General features: G+C 64.9%; 17 protein-coding genes, 2 tRNA genes and 1 pseudogene. 11 read left to right on the forward strand and 9 right to left on the reverse strand.

Going from position 1 to position 24267, the window contains the following annotated elements:
• Positions 1–75: 75 nt before the first annotated feature.
• Positions 76–4104, reverse strand: a complete 4029-nt coding sequence (locus ACNFHO_RS06660) for a molybdopterin-dependent oxidoreductase (protein WP_416765711.1) — start codon at positions 4102–4104, stop codon at positions 76–78.
• A 335-nt stretch (positions 4105–4439) separates the two neighbouring features.
• Here ACNFHO_RS06660 and ACNFHO_RS06665 point away from each other — a divergent pair, with 335 nt between their 5' ends.
• The 4 genes from ACNFHO_RS06665 (at position 4440) to ACNFHO_RS06680 (ending at position 8853) form a co-directional block, all read left to right on the forward strand.
• Positions 4440–4643 carry a ParD-like family protein gene (locus ACNFHO_RS06665; protein ID WP_054890915.1) on the forward strand — a complete coding sequence of 68 codons (204 nt, stop codon included), beginning with the start codon at positions 4440–4442 and terminating at the stop codon, positions 4641–4643.
• Complete coding sequence (gene map / locus ACNFHO_RS06670; RefSeq protein ID WP_186667095.1) at positions 4640–5416, forward strand: type I methionyl aminopeptidase; 777 nt, start codon at positions 4640–4642, stop codon at positions 5414–5416. The genes ACNFHO_RS06665 and map overlap by 4 nt, the downstream gene beginning before the upstream one ends.
• Positions 5417–5485: 69 nt before the next feature.
• Positions 5486–6178, forward strand: coding sequence for a DUF1266 domain-containing protein (locus ACNFHO_RS06675; RefSeq protein ID WP_063545825.1), 693 nt, complete (start codon positions 5486–5488; stop codon positions 6176–6178).
• A complete protein-coding gene (locus tag ACNFHO_RS06680; RefSeq protein WP_416765713.1) occupies positions 6175–8853 on the forward strand; it encodes a DUF805 domain-containing protein in 2679 nt (892 codons plus the stop codon). The genes ACNFHO_RS06675 and ACNFHO_RS06680 overlap by 4 nt, the downstream gene beginning before the upstream one ends.
• On the opposite strand, the gene ACNFHO_RS06685 is transcribed toward ACNFHO_RS06680, so the two are convergent.
• On the reverse strand, positions 8854–10560 hold the full coding sequence (locus ACNFHO_RS06685; protein WP_063545827.1) for a molecular chaperone HscC: 1707 nt from the start codon (positions 10558–10560) through the stop codon (positions 8854–8856).
• Between the two features lie 267 nt (positions 10561–10827).
• Between ACNFHO_RS06685 and ACNFHO_RS06690 the strand changes: the two genes are divergently transcribed.
• Positions 10828–11208 (forward strand): hypothetical protein, encoded by a 381-nt coding sequence (locus ACNFHO_RS06690; RefSeq protein ID WP_112898960.1) that lies wholly within the window; start codon positions 10828–10830, stop codon positions 11206–11208.
• Positions 11209–11340: 132 nt separating this feature from the next.
• On the opposite strand, the gene ACNFHO_RS06695 is transcribed toward ACNFHO_RS06690, so the two are convergent.
• Both ACNFHO_RS06695 and ACNFHO_RS06700 read right to left on the reverse strand, forming a co-directional pair.
• Positions 11341–11417, reverse strand: a tRNA-Asp gene (locus ACNFHO_RS06695).
• A 13-nt stretch (positions 11418–11430) separates the two neighbouring features.
• A tRNA-Val gene (locus ACNFHO_RS06700) sits at positions 11431–11506 on the reverse strand.
• Between the two features lie 185 nt (positions 11507–11691).
• Here ACNFHO_RS06700 and rdgC point away from each other — a divergent pair.
• The 3 genes from rdgC (at position 11692) to sugE (ending at position 14203) form a co-directional block, all read left to right on the forward strand.
• Positions 11692–12612, forward strand: a complete 921-nt coding sequence (gene rdgC / locus ACNFHO_RS06705) for a recombination-associated protein RdgC (RefSeq protein ID WP_112898961.1) — start codon at positions 11692–11694, stop codon at positions 12610–12612.
• A gap of 108 nt (positions 12613–12720) precedes the next feature.
• Positions 12721–13686 carry a bile acid:sodium symporter family protein gene (locus ACNFHO_RS06710; protein ID WP_063545828.1) on the forward strand — a complete coding sequence of 322 codons (966 nt, stop codon included), beginning with the start codon at positions 12721–12723 and terminating at the stop codon, positions 13684–13686.
• A gap of 199 nt (positions 13687–13885) precedes the next feature.
• Positions 13886–14203, forward strand: coding sequence for a quaternary ammonium compound efflux SMR transporter SugE (gene sugE, locus ACNFHO_RS06715; RefSeq protein ID WP_063545829.1), 318 nt, complete (start codon positions 13886–13888; stop codon positions 14201–14203).
• 15 nt (positions 14204–14218) lie between these two features.
• On the opposite strand, the gene ACNFHO_RS06720 is transcribed toward sugE, so the two are convergent.
• A complete protein-coding gene (locus tag ACNFHO_RS06720; RefSeq protein WP_112898963.1) occupies positions 14219–16093 on the reverse strand; it encodes an MFS transporter in 1875 nt (624 codons plus the stop codon).
• Between the two features lie 268 nt (positions 16094–16361).
• Between ACNFHO_RS06720 and ACNFHO_RS06725 the strand changes: the two are divergent.
• Both ACNFHO_RS06725 and ACNFHO_RS06730 read left to right on the forward strand, forming a co-directional pair.
• Positions 16362–17426 (forward strand): annotated as a pseudogene (locus ACNFHO_RS06725) (methyl-accepting chemotaxis protein); the annotation flags it as partial.
• Positions 17418–18281 carry a methyl-accepting chemotaxis protein gene (locus ACNFHO_RS06730; RefSeq protein WP_371926213.1) on the forward strand — a complete coding sequence of 288 codons (864 nt, stop codon included), beginning with the start codon at positions 17418–17420 and terminating at the stop codon, positions 18279–18281. The pseudogene ACNFHO_RS06725 and the gene ACNFHO_RS06730, both read left to right, overlap by 9 nt.
• A gap of 191 nt (positions 18282–18472) precedes the next feature.
• Here the strand turns inward: ACNFHO_RS06730 and ACNFHO_RS06735 are convergent, their stop codons facing one another.
• The 4 genes from ACNFHO_RS06735 to ACNFHO_RS06750 form a co-directional block, all read right to left on the reverse strand.
• Positions 18473–19315 (reverse strand): amidohydrolase family protein, encoded by an 843-nt coding sequence (locus ACNFHO_RS06735; RefSeq protein ID WP_416765716.1) that lies wholly within the window; start codon positions 19313–19315, stop codon positions 18473–18475.
• Positions 19316–19331: 16 nt separating this feature from the next.
• A complete protein-coding gene (locus ACNFHO_RS06740) occupies positions 19332–20606 on the reverse strand; it encodes an MFS transporter (RefSeq protein ID WP_065862196.1) in 1275 nt (424 codons plus the stop codon).
• Between the two features lie 128 nt (positions 20607–20734).
• The gene (locus ACNFHO_RS06745) at positions 20735–21466 is read right to left on the reverse strand and encodes a GntR family transcriptional regulator (protein ID WP_416765719.1); all 732 of its coding nucleotides are present in this window, start codon (positions 21464–21466) and stop codon (positions 20735–20737) included.
• Between the two features lie 209 nt (positions 21467–21675).
• Positions 21676–22815: a TDT family transporter gene (locus tag ACNFHO_RS06750; RefSeq protein WP_323454590.1), complete on the reverse strand. Its 1140-nt coding sequence runs from the start codon at positions 22813–22815 to the stop codon at positions 21676–21678.
• Between the two features lie 163 nt (positions 22816–22978).
• Between ACNFHO_RS06750 and ACNFHO_RS06755 the strand changes: the two genes are divergently transcribed.
• Positions 22979–24163, forward strand: coding sequence for an MFS transporter (locus ACNFHO_RS06755; protein ID WP_416765891.1), 1185 nt, complete (start codon positions 22979–22981; stop codon positions 24161–24163).
• The last annotated feature ends 104 nt before the right edge of the window (positions 24164–24267 follow it).

Genomic DNA, 24267 nt, shown 5'->3' on the forward strand with positions numbered 1-24267 from the left:
GAGCGGGCCTGCCGCGCGACAGCGCCGCACGCTGCACCGCCTCAAGCCGGTGCACCGCTCCCCATCCCGGTGCACTCAATACACATCGCGTCGATAGCGCTTGCTTTTGCTCAACCTCTCGACATAAACCGCCGCCGCCTCGGCGCTCATCCGCCCGTGCTCGGCCACGACCTGGCGCAGCGCGGCATCGACATCCTTGGCCATGCGCTGGGCATCGCCGCAGATGTAGAAGTACGCCCCCGCCTCCAGCCACTGCCACAGCTCGGCTCCCTGTTCGAGCATGCGCTGCTGCACGTACAGCTTCTCGGCCTGGTCACGCGAGAACGCCGTGCTCAGGCGCAGATGACCGCTGGCCTCCCAGGCCTGCAACTGCTCGCGGTAATAGAAATCGAAGGCAGCATGCTGCTCACCGAAGAACAGCCAGTTGCCGCCGCTCGCACCGCGGGCTTCGCGTTCTTCGAGAAAGGCACGAAACGGCGCGATACCGGTGCCAGGGCCAACCATGATGAGCGGCGTGGCATCGTCGTCCGGCAGTCGGAAATGCCGCGCGACCTGCGGGAAGATCGCCACCTCCAGCGCTTCGGCGCGGTCGGCGAGAAAGCTTGAGCTCACGCCCTTTCGCTGGCCATAGCGCACGGTTGAAACGGTTAGGTGCACCTGCTGTGGATGGGCCTTGGGGCTGGAGCTGATCGAGTACATGCGTGGCTGCAAGGGCTTGAGCAGGGTCAGCCAGTGCTCCAGTGACAGTTGCGGCGCGAATGCAGCGAGCACATCGGCCAACTGCCGCCCCCACAGCCAGTCCGTGAGTTCGGCCTTGTGCTCGGGCATCAGCAACCGACGCAGCTCTCCGGCCTGCGGCGCCTGGCTGAAGGCTGCAAGCTGTTGCGAAGTGACCCGGGCGATCTCCAGGTGCCGCTCCATCGCCTCGGCCAACGGCATCGCCGGCAAGTCGGGCAGTTGCACGCACGTCTGGCCATCGAGCCCCATCAGCTCGAGCAGCTCCTGGACCAGCGCCGGGCAGTTGCGCGGCCAGACACCCAGCGCGTCACCTGCCTCGTAGACCAGCCCGGTGCCTTGCAGGTCGAACACCACCTGGCGCGTTTCCTTGGTCGCTCCGGGCGCATTGAGCACACGGTTCTCGATGATGGGAGCCAGGCAGGGTTGCTGCCTGCCGAACACTGGCGCCGGCTTGGCTGTGACCTGCGCAGCGGCCGTCGGCTCCAGCAGCGGCAACAACGCCTGCAGCCATGTGACGAACGATGGATCGAAATCCGGTTCGCAATCGACCCGATCGAGCAGACGTCGGCCGCCCAGCTCAGCCAGACGCTGGTCGAGCTTGCGGCCAAAGCCGCAGAACTGGTCGTAGCTGGAATCACCCAGCGCCAGTACCGCGAAGGGCAGTGCCGCACACTGTGCCCCCTCCTCGCCCTGCAACGCCTGCCAGAACGCCGAAGCGCAGTCAGGCGCATCGCCGTCACCAAAGGTGCTGGTGATCAGCAGCACGCTGGCGGCGCCACGCAACTGGCTGGGGCTGACGGCATCCATGCAGCTCAGCTCGACGGCCAGGCCCGCTTCGCGCAGATGCGCCGCACAGCGCTCGGCCAGCGCCTCGCCATTGCCGGTCTGCGAGGCCCACAGCACCCGATGCCTGGCAACCTCGGCCATGGCGACCGGCGCCACCACCGGCTGGGCGAACAGGCCGGCGATCAAGCCATCGACGAACAAACGACTGGCGGGTGCGAGCGGCGCACCGGGCGGCAGGCTGGGCACCCCCGCTGTGCGCGCCTGCCCAAGGCCGAGCAGAAAGCCCTGCAGGTAACGACGCTCCTCGTCCGCCAGGACGGGGGCCGGCAGGCTGTCCAGGCCCAGCAGGCGAGACAGGGTGTCGGTGGGCATGGGGGCAGACTCCGTAGGGATCGCGCTGGGCAGCTCGAGTGCCTCGATGCGTTCGCCTGCAACCCGCTCCAGGGTCACGGCGCAATGTTTGAAGGCCGGTTGCAGGGAGGTTGGATCGACGGCATCGCAGGTCACGGCGTTGATCGCCAGTTGCTCGCCATACAGGTCGTTCCAGTGAAAAGGGGCAAAGCAGTTGCCGACCAGCACCCGCTCGCTGATGCGTGCCGGCAGCACGGCCTGGCCGCGGCGCGAGCGGATCGCCACCTGGTCCTTGTCGGCGATGCCCAGGCGTCGGGCGTCCTCGGGATTGATCTCGACGAAGGGGCCGGGCTCGAGCTTGTTCAGGCTCGGCACCTTGCCGGTCTTGGTCAGGGTGTGCCACTGGTGCTGCACGCGGCCGGTGTTGAGCACCAGCGGAAAGTCGGCATCCGGCAGCTCGGCCGGCGCCAGCCAGGGCCGGGCAAAGAACCGCGCCTTGCCATTGGGGGTAGGAAAGGCCAGCGCGGGCCGCTCGCCTTGAGCGTCGTGCAGCAGCGCCTGGCTGCTGCCGTCATTGAGGTAGCGCAGCGGGCTGCGGTCGTCCACGCGCCCGGGCGCACTTGGCCACTGTCGCGGTTTGTCGCGTAGCTCGGCATAGCCGATGCCTCGCAGGTCATAGCCGGTGGCGGGGTTCCAGAAACGGCGGATCTCGTCGTACACCGCTTCGGCATCGGCATAGCTGAACGCCTCGGCATAGCCCATGGCACAGGCGATGCGGGCGATGATGCGCCAATCCTCAAGGCTTTCGCCGGGCGCTGCGACCGCACGCGGCATCAGGGTGAGGTTGCGCTCGCTGTTGATCATCACACCCTCGCCCTCGGCCCACAACGCGGCCGGCAGCAGGATATCGGCATGGCGGTTGGTCTCGGTGTCGAGGAAGGCGTCCTGGGCGATCACCAACTGCGCCTCGTGCAGGCCGTCGATCACCTGCTGGCGGTTGGCGACACTGGCCACCGGGTTGCTGCAGATGATCCAGCAGGCCTTCACTTGCCCGGCCTTCATCTGCTCGAACAGCGCCACCGTGCCTTCACCGCCTTCACTGCGCAGCGCGCCCGGCGCCAGGCCCCACTGCTGCTCGACGAACGCACGGTCGCCCGCCACCTGCGCCGAACGCTGGCCCGGCAGGCCCGGGCCCATGTAGCCCATCTCACGGCCGCCCATGGCGTTGGGCTGGCCGGTCAGCGAGAACGGTCCGCTGCCAGGTCGGCAAATCGCGCCGGTAGCCAGGTGCAGGTTGCACAGCGCGTTGCTGTGCCAGGTGCCATGGATGCTCTGGTTGAGGCCCATGGTCCAGCAGCTCATCCACTCCGACGCCCCGCCGATCCAGGCAGCCGCCTGACGGATATCGGCCTCGGCAAGGCCGGTCAGGGCCGCGACCCGTTCGGGGGTGTAGTCGGCGAGAAACGCAGGCATCTCGTCCCAGCCCTCGGTGTGGCGGGCGATGAAGTCGATGTCTGTATGGCCGTTCTCGTGCAACAGGTAGAGCAAGCCGTTGAGCAGAGCCAGATCGCTGCCCGGGCGCACTTGCAGGAACAGGTCGGCCTTGTCGGCGGTGGCACTGCGACGCGGGTCGACGACGATCAGCCGAGCCCCGGCCTTCACTCGGTCGAGCAGGCGCAGGAACAGGATCGGATGACAGTCGGCCATGTTGGCGCCAATGACGAAGAACACCTCGGCACGCTCGAAATCCTGGTAGCTGCCCGGCGGGCCGTCGGCGCCCAGCGACTGCTTATAGCCGCTGCCGGCACTGGCCATGCACAACCGCGAGTTGGATTCGATATGGCGGGTGCGGATAAAGCCCTTGGCCAGCTTGTTGGCCAGGTATTGAGCCTCCAGCGACATCTGCCCGGACACATAGAGCGCCACGGCATCCGGCCCGTGCTCGTCGATGATCGCGCGCAGGCGCGCGGCCGACTGCGCAATGGCGTCGTCCATGCCGGTGCGCACCGGCTGCTGGCTGCGCTGCTGGCGCACGAAGGCGTGCTCCATGCGTCCGGCAGCGGACAGTGGCAGGTGTGCGGTGAGGCCTTTGGTGCACAGGCGTCCGAAGTTGCTCGGATGCTGTTTGTCACCGCTGATCTTGACCACCTGGCCCTCGGCCACGGTCATGACAATGCCGCACCCGACCCCGCAATACGGGCAAACGCTGCGCACCTCGCTGCTGCTCATGGGTGGTCTCCCTGAAAACGCAAAAGGCGCCGGCTACCCGGCCTGCAGGGCAAGCGGGGTAACACGGCGCCTTTGTCGTGAAGATGTAGGGCCCCTCGGCGTTGAGGGGTCCGGATGCTGCTGAATCAGCAATTTGCGGGCCAGTTGCGCAATGGCGGTGGCCTTGGCGCGGGCAACCCGCACCCGCAGGCCTGCGCAGCCCACAGGGCGGGTCGCCCCGCGAAAACATCGACGCGATATCCGCCCCGTCTTGATACCCCCGCGCACCAGAAGATGACACGACGCCCAACCGACTATATGATCCGTATACGTTTCATATACCAGGGAGACTCCCCATGGGCATCGTCAAGATCTGCGACGACCTCCACGAAGACCTGCGCATCGCCAGCGCCGCGATGTCGCGCTCGATCAACGCCCAGGCCGAACACTGGATCCGCATCGGCATGCTCGCCGAACTGCACCCCCAGGCCACCTACCAGGAACTGCTGCGTCAACTGCTGCGCCAGGAACAAGCGAATCTCAAGGAGCTGCTGCAATGAGCGAGGTGATACTCAAGAACCCCGAGCAACTGGCATTGATGCGCAGAGCCGGGCAGTTGCTGGCACAGGTGTTCGCCGACCTCGACGGTTTCATCCGCGCCGGGGTGACCACGATGCAGATCAACGACCGCGCCGAAGCCTTCATCGTCGAGACGCTCAAGGCGCGCCCGGCGAGCAAGGGCCAGTACGGCTTCCCCTATTCGCTGAACACCTCGGTGGACCAGGTCGTCTGCCACGGCATGCCCAAGGTTGACGAGGTGCTGCAGGAAGGCTCGATCATCAACGTCGACATCACCCTGGAACAGGGCGGCTATATCGCCGACTCGTCGAAGATGTACCGCATCGGCGCAATCAGCGAGGAGGCCCGGCGCCTGGTCGACACCACCTACGAGGCGCTGTGGAAAGGCATCGAACAGGTGCGCCCCGGCGCCACCCTGGGCGATATCGGCCATGCCATCCAGCAGTTCGCCGAGGCGGCGGGCTACAGCGTGGTACGCGAGTACTGCGGCCACGGCATCGGCCGGCAGATGCACGAAGCGCCGCAGGTGCTGCACTACGGCCAGCGCGGCATGGGCCTGAAACTCAAGCCCGGGATGGTGTTCACCATCGAGCCGATGATCAACCAGGGCGCCCGCGGCACGCGCACGCTGAAAGATGGCTGGACGGTGATCACCCGCGATGGCGGGCTGTCGGCGCAGTGGGAGCACACGGTCGCGGTGACCGAGCAGGGCTATGAAGTGCTGACGCTGCGAGCGGAAGAAGGCCGGCGTTGAGGCCTGCGTAGACGGCCCCCTTGCTGCCTCTCTACAATCGCGCCACACCCCTCGCCCCGGACACTCTTCATGGACGAATCCGCACAGCATTGGCTGCATGCCCTCTCCGCCCCGATGGCCGCACTCAACGGTGCCAGCTACACCGCCGCCGAATACTTCGAAGGCGAAGACCAGACCGACCTGGAAAGCGGCTGGGGCATCAGCACCCGTGCTCAGTTGCTCGACGTGCTCGGCATGGCCGACAACGGTCACGCCAGCGAGATGAGCAACGCCTACTGGCAGTTCCAGCGCTGCCTGCCAAGCCAGTGGCAGGCACTGCTCGCTACGCTGACACCACGTGACCAGGTCAAGTACAACTACGCCGCCCGCACCTTTCCCGACTGCGGCCCGGGCGGAACCCGCGCCTGGGACATCGGACGCATGAGCTTTCTGCTGCGCGCCGGGGTGAAAAAGGGCCATATCAGCCGCGACGAAAGCCTCTACCTGCACTATCGCCTGGCCTTGCGCGCTCGCCATTACTACAACCGCTGGGACAGCTACATCGCCGGGTACCTGTTCGGCAAGGCGCTGTGGAATGTCTCCGACAGCAGCGACGAAACGTTCGCCGCCAACCTGGAGCGTCAGGGCAACGAACACTGGAATCGCTGCATTGCCCTGAACCTGAGGATCGGCGCCAACGCGCTGCTCGCCGACCTGCCCTGGGAGTTGCCGTTGCCTGAGCCGGAACGCCCGGCATCACTGGAAGAGGACTGCTGGTCATGAGTTGCTGGATTCGCCTGGGCATCGAGCCGACCCAGGACCTCGACACCATCCGCCAGGCCTACCGCGGCCGCCTGCCGACGCACCATCCGGAAACCGACCCCGAAGGCTTCCAGGCCCTGCGCGCCGCGTACGAGGAAGCACAGCGCCTGGCCCGCGAACACGCCGAAACCGGCGCGGCACCCAAGCAGCAAGCAGCCGACGGACAGAGCGAAGCGTCCACCAGCGAAGCCTTCGAGGCGTTCCATGCACTGCTCGAAGACTCCACACGCCGTTACGAACCCCAAGCCTGGCAGGACTACATCGCCCAGCTCGACGAACTGCCCCTGGAGCAACTGGAAGACCTCAGCTGGCGACTGCTGCACAACCTGCGCAACTGCGGACCGATCTCGTACCAGTGCGCACGCCTGCTGGCCCAGCGCATGGGCTGGGCCGAGCAGTTGCTGCGCCTGGCGCCGGAAGATGCCCAGGAGATAGAGTCCTTCCTGCAACGCATAGAAGAACCCGATCCCTTCGACACCCGCCTGATGCGCAGTTGGTCGCCCGCCGCGCAACTGGAAACCCTTTGGTACTTCCGCAGCCTCGGCTACTACCATCAGGAGCGCCCGCTGTTCGAGTACGCACAGTTCGCCGGGTGCCACACCTGCGTGGCGTTCCCCGACGACGAGCATCTGGTTCAGCGTCTGACCGAACAGTTCAGCCAGGTGGGCATCGGCAGCCTCACCCTGCATGCACGCCTGCAGCTCCAGCACCAGCAGGCGCCGGACGATGTCGACCTGCTGTTCTTGCTGGCCCGCCAGGCCGACGCCCTGGGCGCCGAGCAGCAAGCCCTGGACTGCTGGCTACGGCTGTGGCGCGAACACCGCCACCCGCAGGCCGAACGCTGGCTGCTCGACCTCTGCGCGCGCTACCAGCCGCAACGCCTGCCACTGCTGATCCAGGCCCTCGACCAGCAGAGCACGCCCGACACCTGGCCCGCCGACCTGGCCGATCCGGCACAGGTCTTGGGCAGCCCGGCACAGTCGCCGCAGACACTGGCGCGCTGGTCCGAAGCCTCGCGCCTGGGCCTTGAGGGCATCGCCGCCACCTACATCGACTGGCGCCTGGACGGCGACGACGAACTGCCGCTGCTCGCCTGGCTGCTGCCCAACCAGGACGATCGCGAATTGCACCGCCGCTACTGGCAGGCCTGGGCCCTGCAACGCGGTGAAGCCGGCTTGTTGCGCACCATTGTCGATGAGCGCCTGGGCAACGACCCGCTCGATGCCTTGATCCTCGAAGGCTTCCAGCGCCAGGCGGCGCAGCAACTGCATTGGCTCGAACACTCACCGGTGGCGCGTGCACTGGTGGAGTATTGCGCACGTGACGAGGGGCCGGTGGAACTGCCAGAGGCGCTCAAGTCCGACGCACTGCACCCGGCCTGCCGCGAGTGGCTGCGGCGCATGCGGGTTTATTCGCCACGAGCGCTGGGCGAGCTGAACGAGCATTTCGACATGCGCCGCATGTTCACCGTGCCATTCGGCCTGGTGCTGATGGAAGAACTGGCACTGAACGGCGTCGAGCTGCCGCCGATGGTCGAGGGCGAAGCGCTGTGGAACTGGCATCGCCAACAGTTGTTCATGCTGGCCACGGCACATCAGCCGCAACGCTGGCTGGACCTGGCGCCACCGCAACTGGCCGCCCAGCTCACCTACCCGAGCGACCATCCGTTCGCCCCCCTGCACAAGGTGCTGATCGCCCGTCAGGCTCAGTTCAACGAACACAATGCCCTGCTCGGCTGGATGGACGACCGCGACCCGCTGCAGGCCCTGGTCGCCAGTCGCCTGCACACACTGGGTTACGTGTTCGGCAGCACTCGCCTGCCCAGCGCGGTACGTCTGCTCGAATGCCTGGAAGAAGACGTCGGTACCCTCGACGGCCACCCACTGGGCTACATGCTGCTATGCGCAGTGCTGTACCACGACCCAGAGCTCGATGCTCAACAGCGCGCCCGCTTGCGCGATCGCCTCGAGGCGATGAACAACGACAGCCCCTGGTTCGCCCCGCTGCGCGATGGCCTGATCGCCGGCAAGGTCAAACGTCCGCCGCGCCAAGCGGTAGAGCAGGAAGAGAAGGTCGACGGCAAGCTGCTCAACGAGATCCTCGATGCCTTCAATCACCTGGTCAAATCCGCATCCCCGCCAGGCACGCGCAGCCTGATGCGCCTGCAAAAAGCCAAGGATGACCCGGACCAGGACACCGGCCTGCGCTGCGCCAGCATGGCGATACTGGCTCGCGCCGAACGCTTGCTGATGGCCCGTGTCAGCCAGACGCCGGTACCCTCCTGGGCATTCTGGCGCCTGGACAGCCGCCTCAATCGCAGCGACCTGATCGCCCACGTGATCGTGATGCTGCTGGCGGGCACGGTGCTGACCACCGCGACCAAGAGCCCGATGCTCTGGACCCTTGTCGTGTTGCTGCTGTTGACATCCTTCCTGCGGCGCTTGCGCGACTTGGGCCAGGGCGTCTGGGCACTGGTGGGGTTGCTGGCCGTCAGCCGCCTGCTGCCATTCGCACTGCTGCTTCTGGTGGGGCTACCCGGCGACAAGCTCGCCAACCGCTATGGCCCTTCACCGGACGACCCCGACCAGTTGCAACTGGGCCTGCAAGTGGCCCTGCGGCGCCTGAACCATCCCTGATCAGTAGCGCAGCTCGTCCAGCGCCTGGCTCAACTGCTGGCGCTGGCGGCTGATCTCGGTGGCCTGCTGGCCAGCGAGCACGGCATTGAAGGCGTCCAGCCAACTGCCGATGAGGTCGCGCTCATCGCCCAGGCTCTGCATCCAGGCGCGCTCCAGGCGGGCCAGCAGGGTGCGGTTGGGCAAGGCGTCGCGCGGGTGGATCTTCAATCTCGCCAGACGCTCGTGGCTGGCCTGGCGGGCGTCACTGTCCAGCCCGGTCGGGCTGCGGTCGATGCTGTGGCTGTGCTTGTGCCCGGTTTCGAGGAACGTCACGTCCACTTCGAGCAGGCCATTGATGTCGTAGCTGAAGCGCACATCCAGCGACTGCACCTGGCCGGTCGGCTGCAACGGAATCTCGAAACTGTCGACCAGAATGTTGTCGCGCACCCAGGGCCGCTCCCCCTGGTACACGGCGATGCGCACCACTTTCTGCTCGGGATGGCTGCTGTAGAAGCGCTGCACACGCGAGGTGGGGATCACCGTGTTGCGCTCGATGATTGGGGTAAAGGCCCCGGACACGTCCTCGCCACGGGACGAGGCGACCCCTAGGGTGTAAGGACAGACATCGGTCAGGATCAACTCGTCGATCGCCGAATCCCGCGCCTTGCAGGCTGCCTGGCTGGCGGCGCCAAGAGCGACGATGGTGTCCGGATCGAGGTGGCGGTACGGCAGGCGGCCGAACAGCTTGGCCACCAGTTGCTGGATCTGCGGCATGCGCGTGGCCCCACCGACCAGCACCAGGCTGTCCAGTTCGCGCGGGCTCAGGCGCGCATCACGCAGGGCCTGCTCGATGGGGGTCCGTACCCGTGCCAGCAACGGCGCCCAGATCGACTGCAGCCGGGCCTGGTCGAGCACCCATTCGCGGGCCTGGCCATCGCCGCTCCAGTGCAGGGTGCGACTGCCCTCGCCCACCTCGCGTTTCAGCTGCTCGATCGCATCATGCAGGCTCGACAGCGCCTGGGGCTCCAGGGTTTCGGCACTGAGGTTCCAGTCACGCAGGCAGGCATTGAGCAAGGCCTCGGTGAAGTCCTCGCCCCCCAGATAGTTGTCACCGGTTGAGGCATGCACCTCGATCAGCGGCAAGGCGTATTCCAGCACAGTGACATCGAAGGTCCCGCCGCCCAGGTCGAACACCAGGGTGCGCTCGAACTTCTGCTCGTGCAGCCCGTAGGCCATGGCGGCCGCGGTCGGCTCGTTGATCAGGCGCTGCACCTTCAGCCCCGCCAGCTCCGCAGCGAAGACCGTGCGCTTGCGCTGTTCGTCGCTGAAATAGGCCGGCACCGAAATCACCGCTTCACTGACCGGGCACCCCAGATACGCCTCGGCATCCTGCTTCAACGCACCCAGCACCAGAGCCGAGAGTTCTTCCGGGGTGAAGCGGTGCTCGCCGAGCTCGAAGCGCTTGTCACTGCCCATGAAGCGCTTGAAGGCCGCAGCGGTGCGATGGGGGTGGGTGGTCAGGCGGGCGCGGGCGGCGCTGCCCACCAGGATGCTGCCGTCGTCGTCGACGCTGACCACCGACGGCGTCAGCACCTCGCCCACGGCGTTGGCGATCAGCTGCGCCTTGCCGTCCTGCCAGACTGCGATAAGGCTGTTGGTGGTCCCCAGGTCGATACCCAGCAGTGGGGTCGACGGCGTGGGCGTTGGAGAGGTGCTGGCATCCTGCATTGTCGGTCTCTGCTTGCAAGGTAGAGCCGGCGCGCGGCCTGCTGGCTGCATCCGGCGTGTAGGGGGATTCTGACGCAATGAGCCAGCGAGTTGAAGGCGTAGATGCGAACCCGGCGTGCCTGCTGACCCAGGGCGGCACCAGGGACGGAAAAAATATTCATCGAACACGGGAATAGAAGCCGACACCGGGGCGTTGTCCCTGCATGGCCGATGCATAAGGCCATCATTCCCCCGAACGGATTCGGATAACCGCCAGAGGTATCTCTCATGTTGAAGAAAAGCGCACTCGTTCTTTCATTGGCTCTGACCTGCGTGTCTGGCCTGGCCTTGGCTGATGCCCCCACGAAGGTCGGCGACAGCGCCCTGGGCAAGGTCCTGGTCGACAGCAAAGGCCTGACCCTCTACACCTTCACCAAGGACAGCGCTGGCAAGTCGGCGTGCAACGGTCAATGTGCGCAGAATTGGCCGCCGCTGGCCGCCGGCCCCTACGCAAAGGCCGCCGATGGCTACAGCGTGATTACCCGCGACGATGGCAGCAAGCAGTGGGCTTACAAAGACCAGCCGCTGTACGGCTGGGTCAAGGACCAGAAGCCGGGCGATACCACCGGCGAAGGCGTCGGCCAGGTCTGGCACGTGGCCAAACCCTGAAGCTGAAACACCACGGGGGCTGTCGATGGACAGCCCCCGTGGTGTTTGTGCAAGACAGAAACAAAAAAAGCGACCCTAAGGTCGCTTTCTTTGTGGCTTCCGGGTGTTCAGTGGGCCCTGGAAGCTGGAATATGGCGCAGCGGACGGGACTCGAACCCGCGACCCCCGGCGTGACAGGCCGGTATTCTAACCGACTGAACTACCGCTGCGCTATACATCGAGTGGTGGGTGATGACGGGATCGAACCGCCGACCCTCTGCTTGTAAGGCAGATGCTCTCCCGGCTGAGCTAATCACCCTTCGTCTCGGTGTGGCGCGCATTCTACGGAGGAGCCTGTACCCTGGCAAGCACTTTTTTCAAATTTTTTATCTGATCTTTCAAAGACCTATGAATAAGTCACTGCTGGCCCTCTGACAGGGTTGGCCTGCAACCACTGCTCGGAGAATAATGCCCGCCTTATGCATTAAGGAGAGATTCCCCCTCATGTGGTTCAAGAACCTGCTGACCTACCGCCTGACCCAGGATGTCCCGTTCGAGCCTGAAGCGCTGGAGACCGCCCTGGCCAGCAAGCCGGCCCGCCCCTGCGCCAGCCAGGAGCTGACCACCTACGGCTTCGTCGCTCCGTTCGGCAAGGGCGAAGACGCTCCCCTGGTACACGTCAGCGGTGAATTCCTGTTGATTGCCGCACGCAAGGAAGAACGCATCCTGCCCAGCAGCGTGGTCAACGATGCGGTCAAGGAGAGGGTCGAGGAGATCGAGACCGAGCAGATGCGCAAGGTCTACAAGAAGGAACGCGACCAGATCAAGGACGAGATCATCCAGGCCTTCCTGCCGCGTGCTTTCATCCGCCGCTCGATGATCTTCGCTGCCATCGCCCCGCGCCAGGGCCTGATCCTGGTCAACTCGGCCAGCGCCAAGCGCGCCGAAGACCTGCTCTCCACGCTACGTGAAGTCATGGGTTCGCTGCCGGTGCGTCCGGCCACCGTGAAGATCGCCCCGACCGCGACCATGACCGACTGGGTCAAGTCGCAGCAGCCTGCCGAAGGCTTCTATCCACTGGATGAATGCGAGCTGCGCGACACCGCCGAAGACGGTGGCATCGTGCGCTGCAAGCGCCAGGACCTGGCCAGCGAGGAAATCCAGTTGCACCTGAGCACCGGCAAGCTGGTCACGCAACTGGCCCTGGCCTGGCAAGACAAACTGTCGTTCGTGCTCGACGACAAGATGGTGATCAAGCGCCTGAAGTTCGAGGAACTGCTGCAGGAGCAAGCCGAGCAGGATGGTGGCGACGAAGCCGCGCAACAGTTCGACGCCAGCTTCCTGTTGATGATGATGACCCTCAACGAATTCCTGCCGGTGCTGTTCGAAGCCCTGGGTGGGGAAGAGATTCCGCAGGGGGTCTGATTCAGGTTGAAAGGCCGGTGCTGGGTGGTTGTGTTGTCGCCAGCACCGACTTGTCCCGCGAAAGGGCCAGTGAATTTCACAAAGCTATAAATAGAAAAGGAATCCCCCATGCGCGCCCTCGCCGCCTTCAGCCGTTTCGTCGGCAACACCTTCGCCCTCTGGGTCTTGGTGTTCGCCTGCCTGGCCTTCCTGCAACCACAATGGTTCATCGCACTGAAGGTAGCCATCGTGCCACTGCTGGGGCTGGTGATGTTCGGCATGGGCCTTACGCTCAAGCTCGACGACTTCGCCGCCCTCGCCCGTCAACCCTGGCGCGTGGCGCTGGGAGTGGTGGCGCATTTCGTGATCATGCCGGGCGTTGCCTGGCTGCTGTGCCAACTGTTTCACCTGCCACCGGAAATCGCCGTGGGCGTGATCCTGGTCGGCTGCTGCCCGAGCGGCACCGCCTCGAACGTGATGGTCTGGCTGTCGAAGGGCGATCTGGCACTGGCCGTGGCCATCGCCGCAGTGACCACCCTGCTCGCGCCCTTGCTGACCCCGGCGCTGATCTGGTTCCTGGCCTCGGCCTGGCTGCCGGTCTCGTTCATGGACATGTTCTGGTCGATCCTGCAGTTGGTGATGCTGCCGATCGTGCTCGGCGTGCTGGCGCAGAAGCTGCTCGGTGCGCGGGTGCAACTGGCGGTGCAGGTGCTGCCACTGGTGTCGGTGGTGAGCATCGTGATGATCGTCTGCGCGGTGGTCGCGGCCAGCCAGGCGAAGATCGCCGAGTCCGGCCTGCTGATCATGGCGGTGGTGATCCTGCACAACAGCTTCGGCTTCCTGCTGGGCTATCTGACCGGCAAGCTGTGCAAGCTGCCCCTGGCCCAGCGCAAGTCGCTGGCGCTGGAGGTGGGGATGCAGAACTCAGGCTTGGGCGCGGCCCTGGCAGCGGCGCATTTCTCACCGCTGGCGGCGGTGCCCAGCGCGCTGTTCAGCGTCTGGCACAACATCTCCGGGGCCTTGCTCTCGACCTGGTTCAGGCGCATGGAAGAGCCCCGCGGTGCCGGGGAGGAACAGGCGCAGGTCGGGCACTGAGCGGGCGGGCCTCTTCGCGGGCAAGCCCGCTCCCAAACGCAAGACAGCTAGCGGGCTTGCCCGCGAAGAGGCCCGGACAGGCGCCACTTGCTTGTCACCCGGCAGATGTGCAATATAGTGCGCACTGTGAGGACGACCTCACGACGCAAGGCGTGACCAATCCGGGGACGGCCCCATCTTTCAACGATGGAGAATCATCATGTCCTGGATCATCCTGTTCTTCGCCGGCCTGTTCGAAGTCGGCTGGGCTATCGGCCTCAAATACACCGATGGCTTCACTCGCCCACTCCCCACTGCACTGACCGTCGCCGCCATGGCCGTGAGCCTGGGCCTGCTGGGCCTGGCCATGAAGGAATTGCCGCTGGGCACTGCCTACGCCATCTGGACCGGCGTCGGCGCAGTCGGCACGGTAATCGCCGGCATCATCCTGTTCGGCGAATCCATGGCATTGGTGCGCCTGATCAGCGTTGCGCTGATCGTCGCCGGCCTGATCGGCCTGAAGGTAAGCGCCAGCTGACCTTCCACCCTCCCCTCAACGCAAGTCGCCGCGCAAGGCACTGACCTCCTCGCGCAGCGCTTCAGGCTGGGCCGCCTCCACCGGAATGGCGGCACCCGCCACCAGGGTCACCCGCGACCACAATCGACGCAGGAAGCCCTTGGCCGGATCACGGCTGAAGAAACTCCCCCACAACCCCTGCAAGGCCAGCGGAATCACCGGCACCGGCGTCTCCTGGAGAATCCGGCTGACGCCCCCCTTGAACACATCGATCTCACCATCGGCGGTCAGCTTGCCTTCCGGGAAGATGCACACCACCTCACCGGCCTGCAGGTACTCGGCAATGCGCGCAAAGGCCCGCTCGTACGTCGCCTCGTCCTCGCTGCGCCCGGCAATCGGAATGGCCCCGGCAGTGCGGAACACGAAGTTGAGCACCGGCAGGTTGTAGATCTTGTAGTACATGACGAAACGGATCGGGCGACGGATCGCACCGCCGATCAGCAGCGCATCGACGAACGACACATGGTTGCACACCAACAGCGCCGCCCCCTCGTCAGGGATACGATCGAGATCGCGATGCTCGACGCGGTACATCGAATGGCTGAGCAACCAGATCAAGAAGCGCATGGTGAACTCAGGAACAATGCGGAAGATGTAGGCGTTGACCGCAATGTTGAGCAGCGACACCACCAGGAACAGCTGCGGAATGCTGAGGTCGGCCAGGCTCAAGAGGACGATGGTGACGATCGCCGAGACCACCATGAACAGCGCATTGAGGATGTTGTTCGCGGCGATCACCCGGGCGCGCTGGTCTTCAGGCGTACGCGCCTGGATCAGGGCATAGAGCGGCACGATGTAGAAACCGCCGAACACACCAAGCCCGACGATCGAGACCATGATCCACCAGGCCTGGCTCATGCCCAACAGGCTCAGCCAATCGTGCGGCGCAGCAGCGGCCGGCACGTCACCCGAATGCCACCACCAGAGCAGACCGAACAGGGTCAGGCCGAAAGAGCCGAACGGCACAAGGCCGATCTCCACCTTGCGCCCACTCAGGCGTTCGCACAGCAGCGAACCGACGGCAATGCCCACCGAGAACAGCGTCAGCACCAGCGTGACCACGGTCTCGTCACCGTGCAGCCAGTCCTTGGCATAGGCCGGGATCTGCGTGAGGTAGATCGCCCCGACGAACCAGAACCACGAGTTGCCGACGATCGAGCGCGACACCGCCGGGGTTTGCCCCAGGCCCAGGCGCAAGGTGGCCCAGGACTGCTTGAAAATATTCCAATCCAGCTTCATCTGCGGCGCCACCGCCGCCGCCCGCGGGATCCAGCGGCTGGCCAGGTAGCCGAGCACCGCAGTGCCGACGATGCCACCGGCCACCACCGTGGCGTAGTTGCCCGAGGACATCATCACCCCGGCACCGATGGTGCCGGCCAGGATCGCCAGGAAGGTGCCCATTTCCACCAGCCCGTTGCCGCCGACCAGTTCGTCTTCGCGCAAGGCCTGGGGCAGGATCGAGTACTTCACCGGCCCGAACAGCGCCGAATGAGTGCCCATGGCAAACAATGTCAGCAGCATCAGCTCCAGGTGATCACTGAGAAAGCCCACCGCGCCGATCAACATGATCACCACTTCAGCCAGCTTGATCGCACGGATCAACGCATCCTTGGCGAACTTCTCGCCAAACTGCCCGGCCAGCGCCGAGAACAGGAAGAACGGCAGGATGAACAGCAGCGCGCAGAGGTTGACCCAGATCGACCGGTCGCCCTCCAGGCTGAGCTTGTAGAGGATCGCCAGGATCAGCGACTGCTTGAACAGGTTGTCGTTGAAGGCACCCAGCGACTGGGTGATGAAGAACGGCAGGAAGCGCCGCTTGCCGAGCAAGGTGAATTGCGAGGAATGACTCATCGTCCTTGTTCCTGAGAGGGCGTTGTCAATTGGAGGTCCGCTCATCGCGAGAAGCCACAAATCTGCACGCGATTGCCCACCCCTGGCAACAGGCCTGCGAAGCGCATCACGCCAACGAACCAATTAATGGCTATATGCCATTATTTTTTCTGCAACCCCTTTTCAGAATGTTGCAAGGCTGCCGATAATTCATATAGATGACTACATCCGATAACAGGATCAGCCTTCGGCTCTCCTCCAACGCACAAGAAAAGGAGCACAGCAGCAGATGTTCACCTGGTTCGGCGATCTGAAGATCGCACACAAACTCGGCCTCGGTTTTGGCCTGGTCCTCGTGCTGACCCTGGCCCAGTCGCTGATCGGCTGGGACGCCCTGGGCAGCCTGGTGCGGCGCAGCGAAGTGGTCAGCGACGTCTCCGCACTCAACGATGCCCTGGGCGATCTGCGCGAGGCGCGCTTGCGCCACGCCATGTCCAATGGTGACGAAGAACAAGGCAAGGCGTTGCAGCAGGCACTGGCGGCCTTCCAGGCCCCCCTGGCGAAACTCCACGGCATCCTGCGCAACGCGACCAACCTGCAGACCCTCGACAAGGCCGAGCAGGCCCTGCAGGCCTACGCCCGCAACCAGGAACAGAGCCTGCAGTCTTACCGCACCATGCGCGCGGCGCAAAAGGAGATGGGTGGGCTTGCCACCCAGTCGTTCGCCACGATCGACAGCATCCGCAAGCAGGTCCGCGCGTTGCCCGATGCCGAACAGCGCTACGTGCGCAGCGAAGCGATCAATCAGATCCGCGAGAACCTGATCCTGCTGCGCTACCAGGTGCGTGGCTACACCGGCAACACCAACACCGACACCGAGCAGGCGATGAATGCACAGATCACCACCACGGTGAACGACCTGCCAGCCCTGACCGCGGTATTCAATGGCCAGTTCGCCGAGCAATTCCGCCAACTGAACGAACAGGTGCGCGCCTATGCCGTCGCCGTCGAGGCCTTCCGCGGCGAAACCCGCAAACTGATGGACTACCGCGCCAACATGGGCAATGACGTCGCGACCCTCACCACCCTGATCGGCCAATTGCTCGACAGCCAGGCAGTGGCCGTGGTCAATGACAGTCAGTTCGCCAAGACGCTGCAGTTCGCCACCACCGCCCTTGCCCTGCTGCTCGGTGCCCTGCTGGCGATACTGATCGCCCGGCAGATCAGCCAGCCGCTGCAACGGGTGCTGCGCGCCATGGAGCAGGTGGCCGACGGCAACCTGGGCGAACAACCCAGCAGCAATCGCCGCGATGAACTCGGCCAGTTGCAGAACAGCCTGCATGGCATGACTGCCAAGCTGCGCCAGCTGATCGGCGGCGTGCGCGACGGCATCTCGCAGATTGCCAGTGCCACCGAAGAGCTCTCGGCGATCACCGCGCAAACCAGCGCCGGCGCCAGCAGCCAGCGCCAGGAGACCGACCAGGTCGCCACTGCGATGCAGGAAATGGCCGCCACCGTGCAGGAAGTCGCGCGCAATGCCGGCGAAGCCTCGGTGGCCGCCAGCGCCACCGATCTCGAGGCTCGCGAAGGCGACAGTGTGGTCACCCGCGCCGTGACCCAGATCGGCCGCCTGGCCAGTCAGGTCGACGCCACCAATGAGGCGATGGACGCCCTGCGCAACGAAAGCCAACGCATCGGCAAGGTGATGGACGTGATCAAGGCCGTGGCCGAGCAGACCAACCTGCTGGCGCTCAACGCCGCCATCGAGGCCGCCCGCGCTGGCGAGGCCGGTCGTGGTTTTGCCGTGGTCGCCGACGAGGTACGCAGCCTGGCCCAGCGCACCCAGGCCTCGACCGAAGAAATCGAATCGGCGATCAGCAGCCTGGAGCAAGGCACGCGCTCGGTCAGCGACCTGATGGAAGAAAGCCAGAGCCTGACCGAAAGCAGCGTGGCACTGGTACGCGAAGCCGGCGTTGCGCTGGAGGGCATCACTCAGCGGGTGTCGGGCATCCAGTTGATGAACCAGCAGATCGCCGCCGCCTCCGAGCAGCAGAGCGCCGTGGCCGAGGAGATCAGCCGCAGCGTGGTGACGGTGAGGGACATTTCCGAGCAGACCGCCGAGGCCAGTGAGCAGACCTCGGTGTCCAGCGTCGAACTGGCACGTCTGGGTGGGCAATTGCAGCAGATGATCAGCCGGTTCCAACTCTGACAGCCCGAGCTCCCCTTGTAGGAGCGGGCTTGCCCGCGAAAAACATACTTGCAGGAGCACTGTCCTGCTCAAAATCGAAAGACCAGCCCAATCCCTGTAGGAGCGGGCTGGTCCCGCGAACACCGGCGTAGCCGGTGCCATGCATCACGGTATGCCTTTCACGGGCAAGTCGGAGCGACGAACCTCCGCTCCTACGCGAACCCGAACAACCCCCGCGCCGTGTCCACCAACAGCGCCCGACGCAACGACGCCGAGCAGCCCAGGGCATCGAACTGCTCGACCACCGCGGTAAAGCTCATCACCGATTCATGCTGGGTATGCGGCCAGTCGCTGCCCCACATCAACCGGTCCGCGCCATAGTGCGCCTCCAGGGCGCACAGGGCCTGGCGGGCGAAATCCAGGTTCTGCCCAGGCGCGCCGCCCAATCGATAGATCCCCGATACCTTCACCCACACCGTGCCCTGCCCGCCGAGGGTCAGCAGCTCGGCAAATCCCGGCTGCCCCAACCCCAGGCGCGCATCCGGCCTGCCGAAGTGATCAATCACGATATCCACACCATAGGGCTGCAAGGCACGCACCAGTGCCGGTATATCGGCCACCTGTCGATGCAGTTCGACATGCCAGCCCAGATCGCCGATCAGCTCCAGCAGTGGCCGCCAACCGGCGTCGCGCAGATCAGGCAGGGCCTGCCCCATCAGATTCAGACGCACCCCGCGTACACCGAGGCGCGCCATCTGCTCAAGGGTGTCGCGCGCAACGCCAGGCTCGAGCATCACCACGCCGCGCAATTGCCTGGGCGCGGTTTGCAACGCCGCCAGCAGGTAGCTGTTGTCGGTGCCGAGAAAGCTCGGCTGCACCAATACGCCATGGCTGAAACCGTGCCCGGCCAGCTGGGCCAGGTAGTCGCCCAGCGGCGCATCGTAGGTGGGTGCGTAACGGCGCTCCGCTGCCAGGTTCAGCCCACGGCTGAACACGTGGGCGTGGCTGTCGATCGCGGTGAACGGGGATACAGGGGTTTGCGGCATGATGCTCATTCGGGAAGATTGAAGGTTACTTGGCGACCGCACCCGCAACCTGCGGCGAGACCGGGGCCTCGAGGTTGCGACCACGGGTTTCCGGCAGACACAGTGCGGCGATCACCGCCACGCCGTAAGCGATGCCGGCATCGATGCCGATGGCGGCCCCCAGCGACATGGATTCGCTCATGTGACCGACCAGGAACGGGAACACGGCCGACAGCACCCGGCCGAAGTTGTAGCAGAAGCCCACCCCGGCACCGCGCACATCAGCCGGGTACAGCTCGTTGAAGAACGCCCCCAGGCTCGCGGGAATGCCGGCGGCGAAGAAGCCCAGCGGGAAGCCGAGGAACAGCATCTGCGTATTGCTCAGCGGGAAGAACACATAAGCCTGTACCGTCAGCACGCAGCACAGGGCGAACAACAGGATGTTCTTGCGCCGGCCAATGCGATCGATGAGCAGGCCACTGACCACGCAACCACACCAGAAGGCGAAGATGATCACCGCCAGGTAGCCGCCGGAGTTGAGCACCGAGAGGTTGCGCTCGGTCTTGAGGAAGGTCGGCAGCCAGGTCATCACCGCGTGGTAACCACCATGGGCACCCAAACCCAGCAGTCCGCCCAGCAGGGTCACGCGCAGCAGTTCAGGACGGAAGATGCCGGCCATGGACTTGGTGAAGCTGACGGGAATGGCCTTTTCCTTCTGCAGGCGCTGGAAGCTGTCCGGCTCGGGTACGTTGCGCCGCACCCAGATGATCAGCAGCGACGGCAGCAGGCCGACGAAGAACATCACCCGCCAGGCGAACTCCTGCGGCACCAGCGAATAGATCAGCGCAAACAGGCCCACCGCCAGGCCCCAGCCCACGGCCCAGGCGCTCTGCACCGTACCCATGACCTTGCCGCGGTATTTCGGGTTGATGGTCTCGGCCATCAGCACCGCGCCTGCGGCCCACTCGCCACCAATGCCGAAGCCCTGCATGGCCTTGACGAACAGCAGCGGGTAGAAGCCGGTGACGAAGGCCGACAGGAAGGTGAAGAAGGAGAACCAGAGGATCATCCATTGCAGGGTACGCACCCGGCCGTAACGGTCGGACAACGTACCGCCAAGCCAGCCACCGATCGCGGAGGTGACCAGCGTCAGGCCACTGATCAGCCCAGCATCGCCCTTGGTCAGGGAAAACGCGGCGATCAGCGCCGGGATGGCCAGGCCGAACATCTGCACTTCAAGGGCGTCGAGCGACCAGCCACCAAAGCAGGCCCAGAACGTCTTGCGTTCGCGCGAGGTGATTTCGCGATACCAACTGAACATGATTTCTTATCCTTCTATGTCGTGTGTGCGAGGTCAGGGGCAGCCGGACGCACGCCGGCCAGGCAGGCAGAACCACGGCACCGTGCTGGCACGGCGCCGGAAGTCACAACGGGGCGTGAAACGCCCGGTCAGCGAATATCGATGCGGTAGCGGAAGTGCTCGGCATGGCCGCGCGAACGGCGCCATTCCAACGGTTTGCCGGCGTAGTCACGGGCCAGACGCTCGATCACCACCACCGGGCTGCCCTCCGGCATCTGCAGCAGGCGCGCGTGAACGGCATCGACCGACTCGGCCGTGAGGGTCTCCTCGGCATAGGCCACCACCTGACCGCACAGCTCTTCGTAGATCGGGTAGAGCAGCGGGCCCTTGCGGTCCAGCTCGACCTCAAGCAGTGGCTGGAACGTCTGCCGTGGCAGCCAGATTTCCTCTGCCAACACCGGCTGGGCACCGAGCAGACGCAGGCGCACGATGTGAATGACGTCGGCTTCCGGCGCCAAGCCCAGGGCACTGGCAACCGCCGAGGGCGCCGGGACTGGCTCGATGGACAGGATGCGGCTCTCGGGCACGGCACGTTCGCCGTTGGCCGACTCGAAGCGAAAGAAGCGGAACAGCGAGGATTGAAACTGCGGCCGACGAATGAAGGTGCCGCGGCCTTGCTGGCGCTCCAGCACGCCCTCGGTCACCAGCACATCGACGGCCTTGCGTACGGTGCCGACCGACATGTCGAACTCGCTGGCCAGGGCCGCTTCGGTGGGAATGGCCTCACCGGGGCGCCAGCGGTTGTTGGCGATCTGCTCGACCATATGGTCGCGCAGCTGTTGGTAGCGGGGCAGACGCGCATCACCGGGCAGTGTGTTCATGGGGCCTGTCTCTCGTCTTGTTATATAAACATATATATGAATTTTTCCGAGAGTATTCCTGCTGCCCTGAACGCTGTCAATCCTCCGCCTATCGGCTTGAAAGCCACGGTGGCTTCTTCGCGGGTAAACCGCTCCCACAGGTACGCAGCGTTCTCAAGCACTGCCAGGTAACCGGGGGGGCGCGACCACCCACTAAAAGGTCAGCACATTCAACGATTTGCGATACAGGGCGAGGTGAACAGCTCACCACGCCAAGCGCCTTTGAGTGTGCGGCTCGCCACCACCAGCCAGAGCAGCGCCAGCATCACCACCAGCACCTGCCCGAACACCGTGAAGAAACCCAGGCCCAGCCAGGCCGCCAGCTTCAAGGTGGCGAGGCTGTAAACCCCCAGCGGGAAGGTGAAACCCCACCAGCCCAGATTGAACGGCATGCCCTGGCGCATGTAGCGCAGGGTGATCAGTACCGCGGTCAGCAGCCACCACAGGCCGGCTCCCCACAACACCATCCCGGCCACCAGCCCCAACCCGCGTGCCACTTCACCCAGGTTCCCCAGGCCATTGGCCGCGAACACCGCCGGTGCATCGCCGCCCAGCAGCAGCATGCCCAGCGCCCCGGTGCCGATCGGGCCCAGCGCCAGCCAGCTGGATGCGGCCATGTTGGCCGGCGGCAGCTTGTGCAGCGCCATGCGCAGCATCAGGATGGTCAGGATGCTGAACGCCACCGGCAGCGACACCGCCCACAGTACGTAGCTGGTCACCACCACCAGGAACTGCGCATGGACATCCGCCAGGTGCGGCGCCAGCAGACCACCACTGGCCGCCGCCACCTCGGCCGCTACCACCGGCAGCAACCACACTGCAGTCATCTGGTCGATGCTGTGCTCCTGGCGGGTGAACATCAGATAAGGGATTGCCACGCCACACAGCAGTGCCAGCGCCACGTCAACCCACCAAAGCGCCTCGACCCAAGGCACCACGCCGTCGCCCCAGCGCTCGAGGCCAAACACCAGCGCGCCATTGAGGATGGTCGCCAGGCCCATGGGGATGGTGCCGAAGAACATCGAGACCGTGGAGTGGGCGAAGATCCGCCGTGCCTCGTCGAAGAACAGCAGCCAGCGCGCGCCGTACAGGACGCAGAACAAGATGAACAGGCCGACGGTCAGCCACCACAACCCCTCTGCCGCGCCGTGCAGAGCCGGAATCTCCAACTGTCGCAAGGCCAGGGCCAGAACGCCGGTGCCCATGGTCGCGGCAAACCAGTTCGGGGTGAACTGACGGATCACTTCCAGCGGGCGGGCCAACTGGTGGAAGGGCCGCAAGGACGCAGCGCGGGTCTGTGGGCAGGTCATGGCAAAGATTCCTCGTGTAAGGTGGAATCATCTTATGCCCGCAAAGAATATCCATATAACGGTTATTTTCTCTATCTGTTATCTATTTTGCAGATATAGCGCAAGCCAGAGCCGGTGGCTTATGCTTGCTGCCTGCGACAACTCCAACAACAAGGACGTGGCAATGCTCGCCGCACTCAAACGCTACCCTTCCGCTGTCCGCCTGCTGCTGCTCACCACCTTCGTGCTGACCCTGGCGCGCGCGATCACCCTGCCCTATCTGGTCGTCTATCTGTCGGACAGCTTCCAGATGTCGGTCAGCCATATCGGCCTGCTGATCGGCGGGGCACTGATCGTCGCCTCGTTGCTGAGCCTGTATGGCGGACATCTGGTCGACACGCTGCGCAACCATACGGTGATCATCGTCGCAACCCTGGTGTTCACGCTGTCGTTCGCCGTCGCCATGTTGAGCCCCTCGGTGGCGCTGTTCTTCCTGTGCCTGGTGCTGATCAACCTCGCCCTGGCGGTGGTCGACATCGCCAGCAAGGCCGGATTCTGCGCCCTGCTGCCGGTGGAGGAGCGCGCCGAGGTGTTCGCCATCAAGTACACCCTCAGCAACATCGGCTATGCCGTCGGCCCGCTGCTGGGGGTGGCGCTGATCGAGCTCGATGGCCATCTGCCGTTCCTGGTCTCGGCGCTGATCGGCCTGCTCATGTGCCTGGTCTACCAGCGTCTGGGCGATCGGCAGTTACGCCCCAGCGAGCCGCAACTGCCCGGCGCCGGCTTCATGCAAGTGGCTATCGGGCTGGCGCGTGACCGGCGCCTGGTGTGCTTCACCCTGGGCGGAGCCCTCAGTGCAGTGGTGTTCGGCCAGTTCACCGCCTACCTGTCGCAATACCTGGTGGTGACGGCCCACGCCAGCGAAGCGGCGCGGTTGGTCGGGGTGCTGGTGACGACCAACGCCGTGACGGTGATCGCCCTGCAATACCTGATCGGCAGACGCATCAGCCGTCAGTACCTGATGCCCTGGCTGATGGCCGGGATGGCGCTGTTCATCGCCGGGCTGCTGGGCTTCTCGCTGGCAGGCTCGGTGCTGGGCTGGTGCCTGGCAATGCTGGTGTTCACCCTCGGCGAGATCATCGTGATCCCGGCGGAGTACATGTTCATCGACCTGATCGCGCCGGAGCATCTTCGCGGCGTCTACTATGGCGCGCAGAACCTTTCCAACCTCGGCGCGGCACTGGGGCCGGTACTGGTTGGGTTTGCCCTGGGGTATGTAGTGCCGGTGGCGGTGTTCTACCTGCTGGTGCTGTCGGTGGTGCTGGCGGCATTGTTCTATTACCTGGGGACGCGAGGGGCGAAGATCTAGAGCCCCCCTGCGACCACCTGCCACTGCGACCATCGTCTGCGCTGACGAACCCGCGCACGCGTGCCAGACTGATTGATCGGGACCGCGTTTTCATTTTTGCTCCG

The organism is Pseudomonas sp. NY15374, from assembly GCF_048068255.1.
Lineage (GTDB): Bacteria > Pseudomonadota > Gammaproteobacteria > Pseudomonadales > Pseudomonadaceae > Aquipseudomonas > Aquipseudomonas machongensis.

Coding starts and splice junctions, on each gene's coding strand:
- ACNFHO_RS06750 (WP_323454590.1), bottom strand. CDS start 22,815: ATGACCTGCCCACAGACCCGCGCTGCGTCCTTGCGGCCCTTCCACCAG.
- ACNFHO_RS06685 (WP_063545827.1), bottom strand. CDS start 10,560: ATGCAGGATGCCAGCACCTCTCCAACGCCCACGCCGTCGACCCCACTG.
- ACNFHO_RS06735 (WP_416765716.1), bottom strand. CDS start 19,315: ATGAGCATCATGCCGCAAACCCCTGTATCCCCGTTCACCGCGATCGAC.
- ACNFHO_RS06660 (WP_416765711.1), bottom strand. CDS start 4,104: ATGAGCAGCAGCGAGGTGCGCAGCGTTTGCCCGTATTGCGGGGTCGGG.
- ACNFHO_RS06755 (WP_416765891.1), top strand. CDS start 22,979: ATGCTCGCCGCACTCAAACGCTACCCTTCCGCTGTCCGCCTGCTGCTG.
- map (WP_186667095.1), top strand. CDS start 4,640: ATGAGCGAGGTGATACTCAAGAACCCCGAGCAACTGGCATTGATGCGC.
- ACNFHO_RS06745 (WP_416765719.1), bottom strand. CDS start 21,466: ATGAACACACTGCCCGGTGATGCGCGTCTGCCCCGCTACCAACAGCTG.
- ACNFHO_RS06710 (WP_063545828.1), top strand. CDS start 12,721: ATGCGCGCCCTCGCCGCCTTCAGCCGTTTCGTCGGCAACACCTTCGCC.
- rdgC (WP_112898961.1), top strand. CDS start 11,692: ATGTGGTTCAAGAACCTGCTGACCTACCGCCTGACCCAGGATGTCCCG.
- ACNFHO_RS06690 (WP_112898960.1), top strand. CDS start 10,828: ATGTTGAAGAAAAGCGCACTCGTTCTTTCATTGGCTCTGACCTGCGTG.
- ACNFHO_RS06665 (WP_054890915.1), top strand. CDS start 4,440: ATGGGCATCGTCAAGATCTGCGACGACCTCCACGAAGACCTGCGCATC.
- ACNFHO_RS06720 (WP_112898963.1), bottom strand. CDS start 16,093: ATGAGTCATTCCTCGCAATTCACCTTGCTCGGCAAGCGGCGCTTCCTG.
- ACNFHO_RS06730 (WP_371926213.1), top strand. CDS start 17,418: ATGACTGCCAAGCTGCGCCAGCTGATCGGCGGCGTGCGCGACGGCATC.
- ACNFHO_RS06675 (WP_063545825.1), top strand. CDS start 5,486: ATGGACGAATCCGCACAGCATTGGCTGCATGCCCTCTCCGCCCCGATG.
- sugE (WP_063545829.1), top strand. CDS start 13,886: ATGTCCTGGATCATCCTGTTCTTCGCCGGCCTGTTCGAAGTCGGCTGG.
- ACNFHO_RS06740 (WP_065862196.1), bottom strand. CDS start 20,606: ATGTTCAGTTGGTATCGCGAAATCACCTCGCGCGAACGCAAGACGTTC.
- ACNFHO_RS06680 (WP_416765713.1), top strand. CDS start 6,175: ATGAGTTGCTGGATTCGCCTGGGCATCGAGCCGACCCAGGACCTCGAC.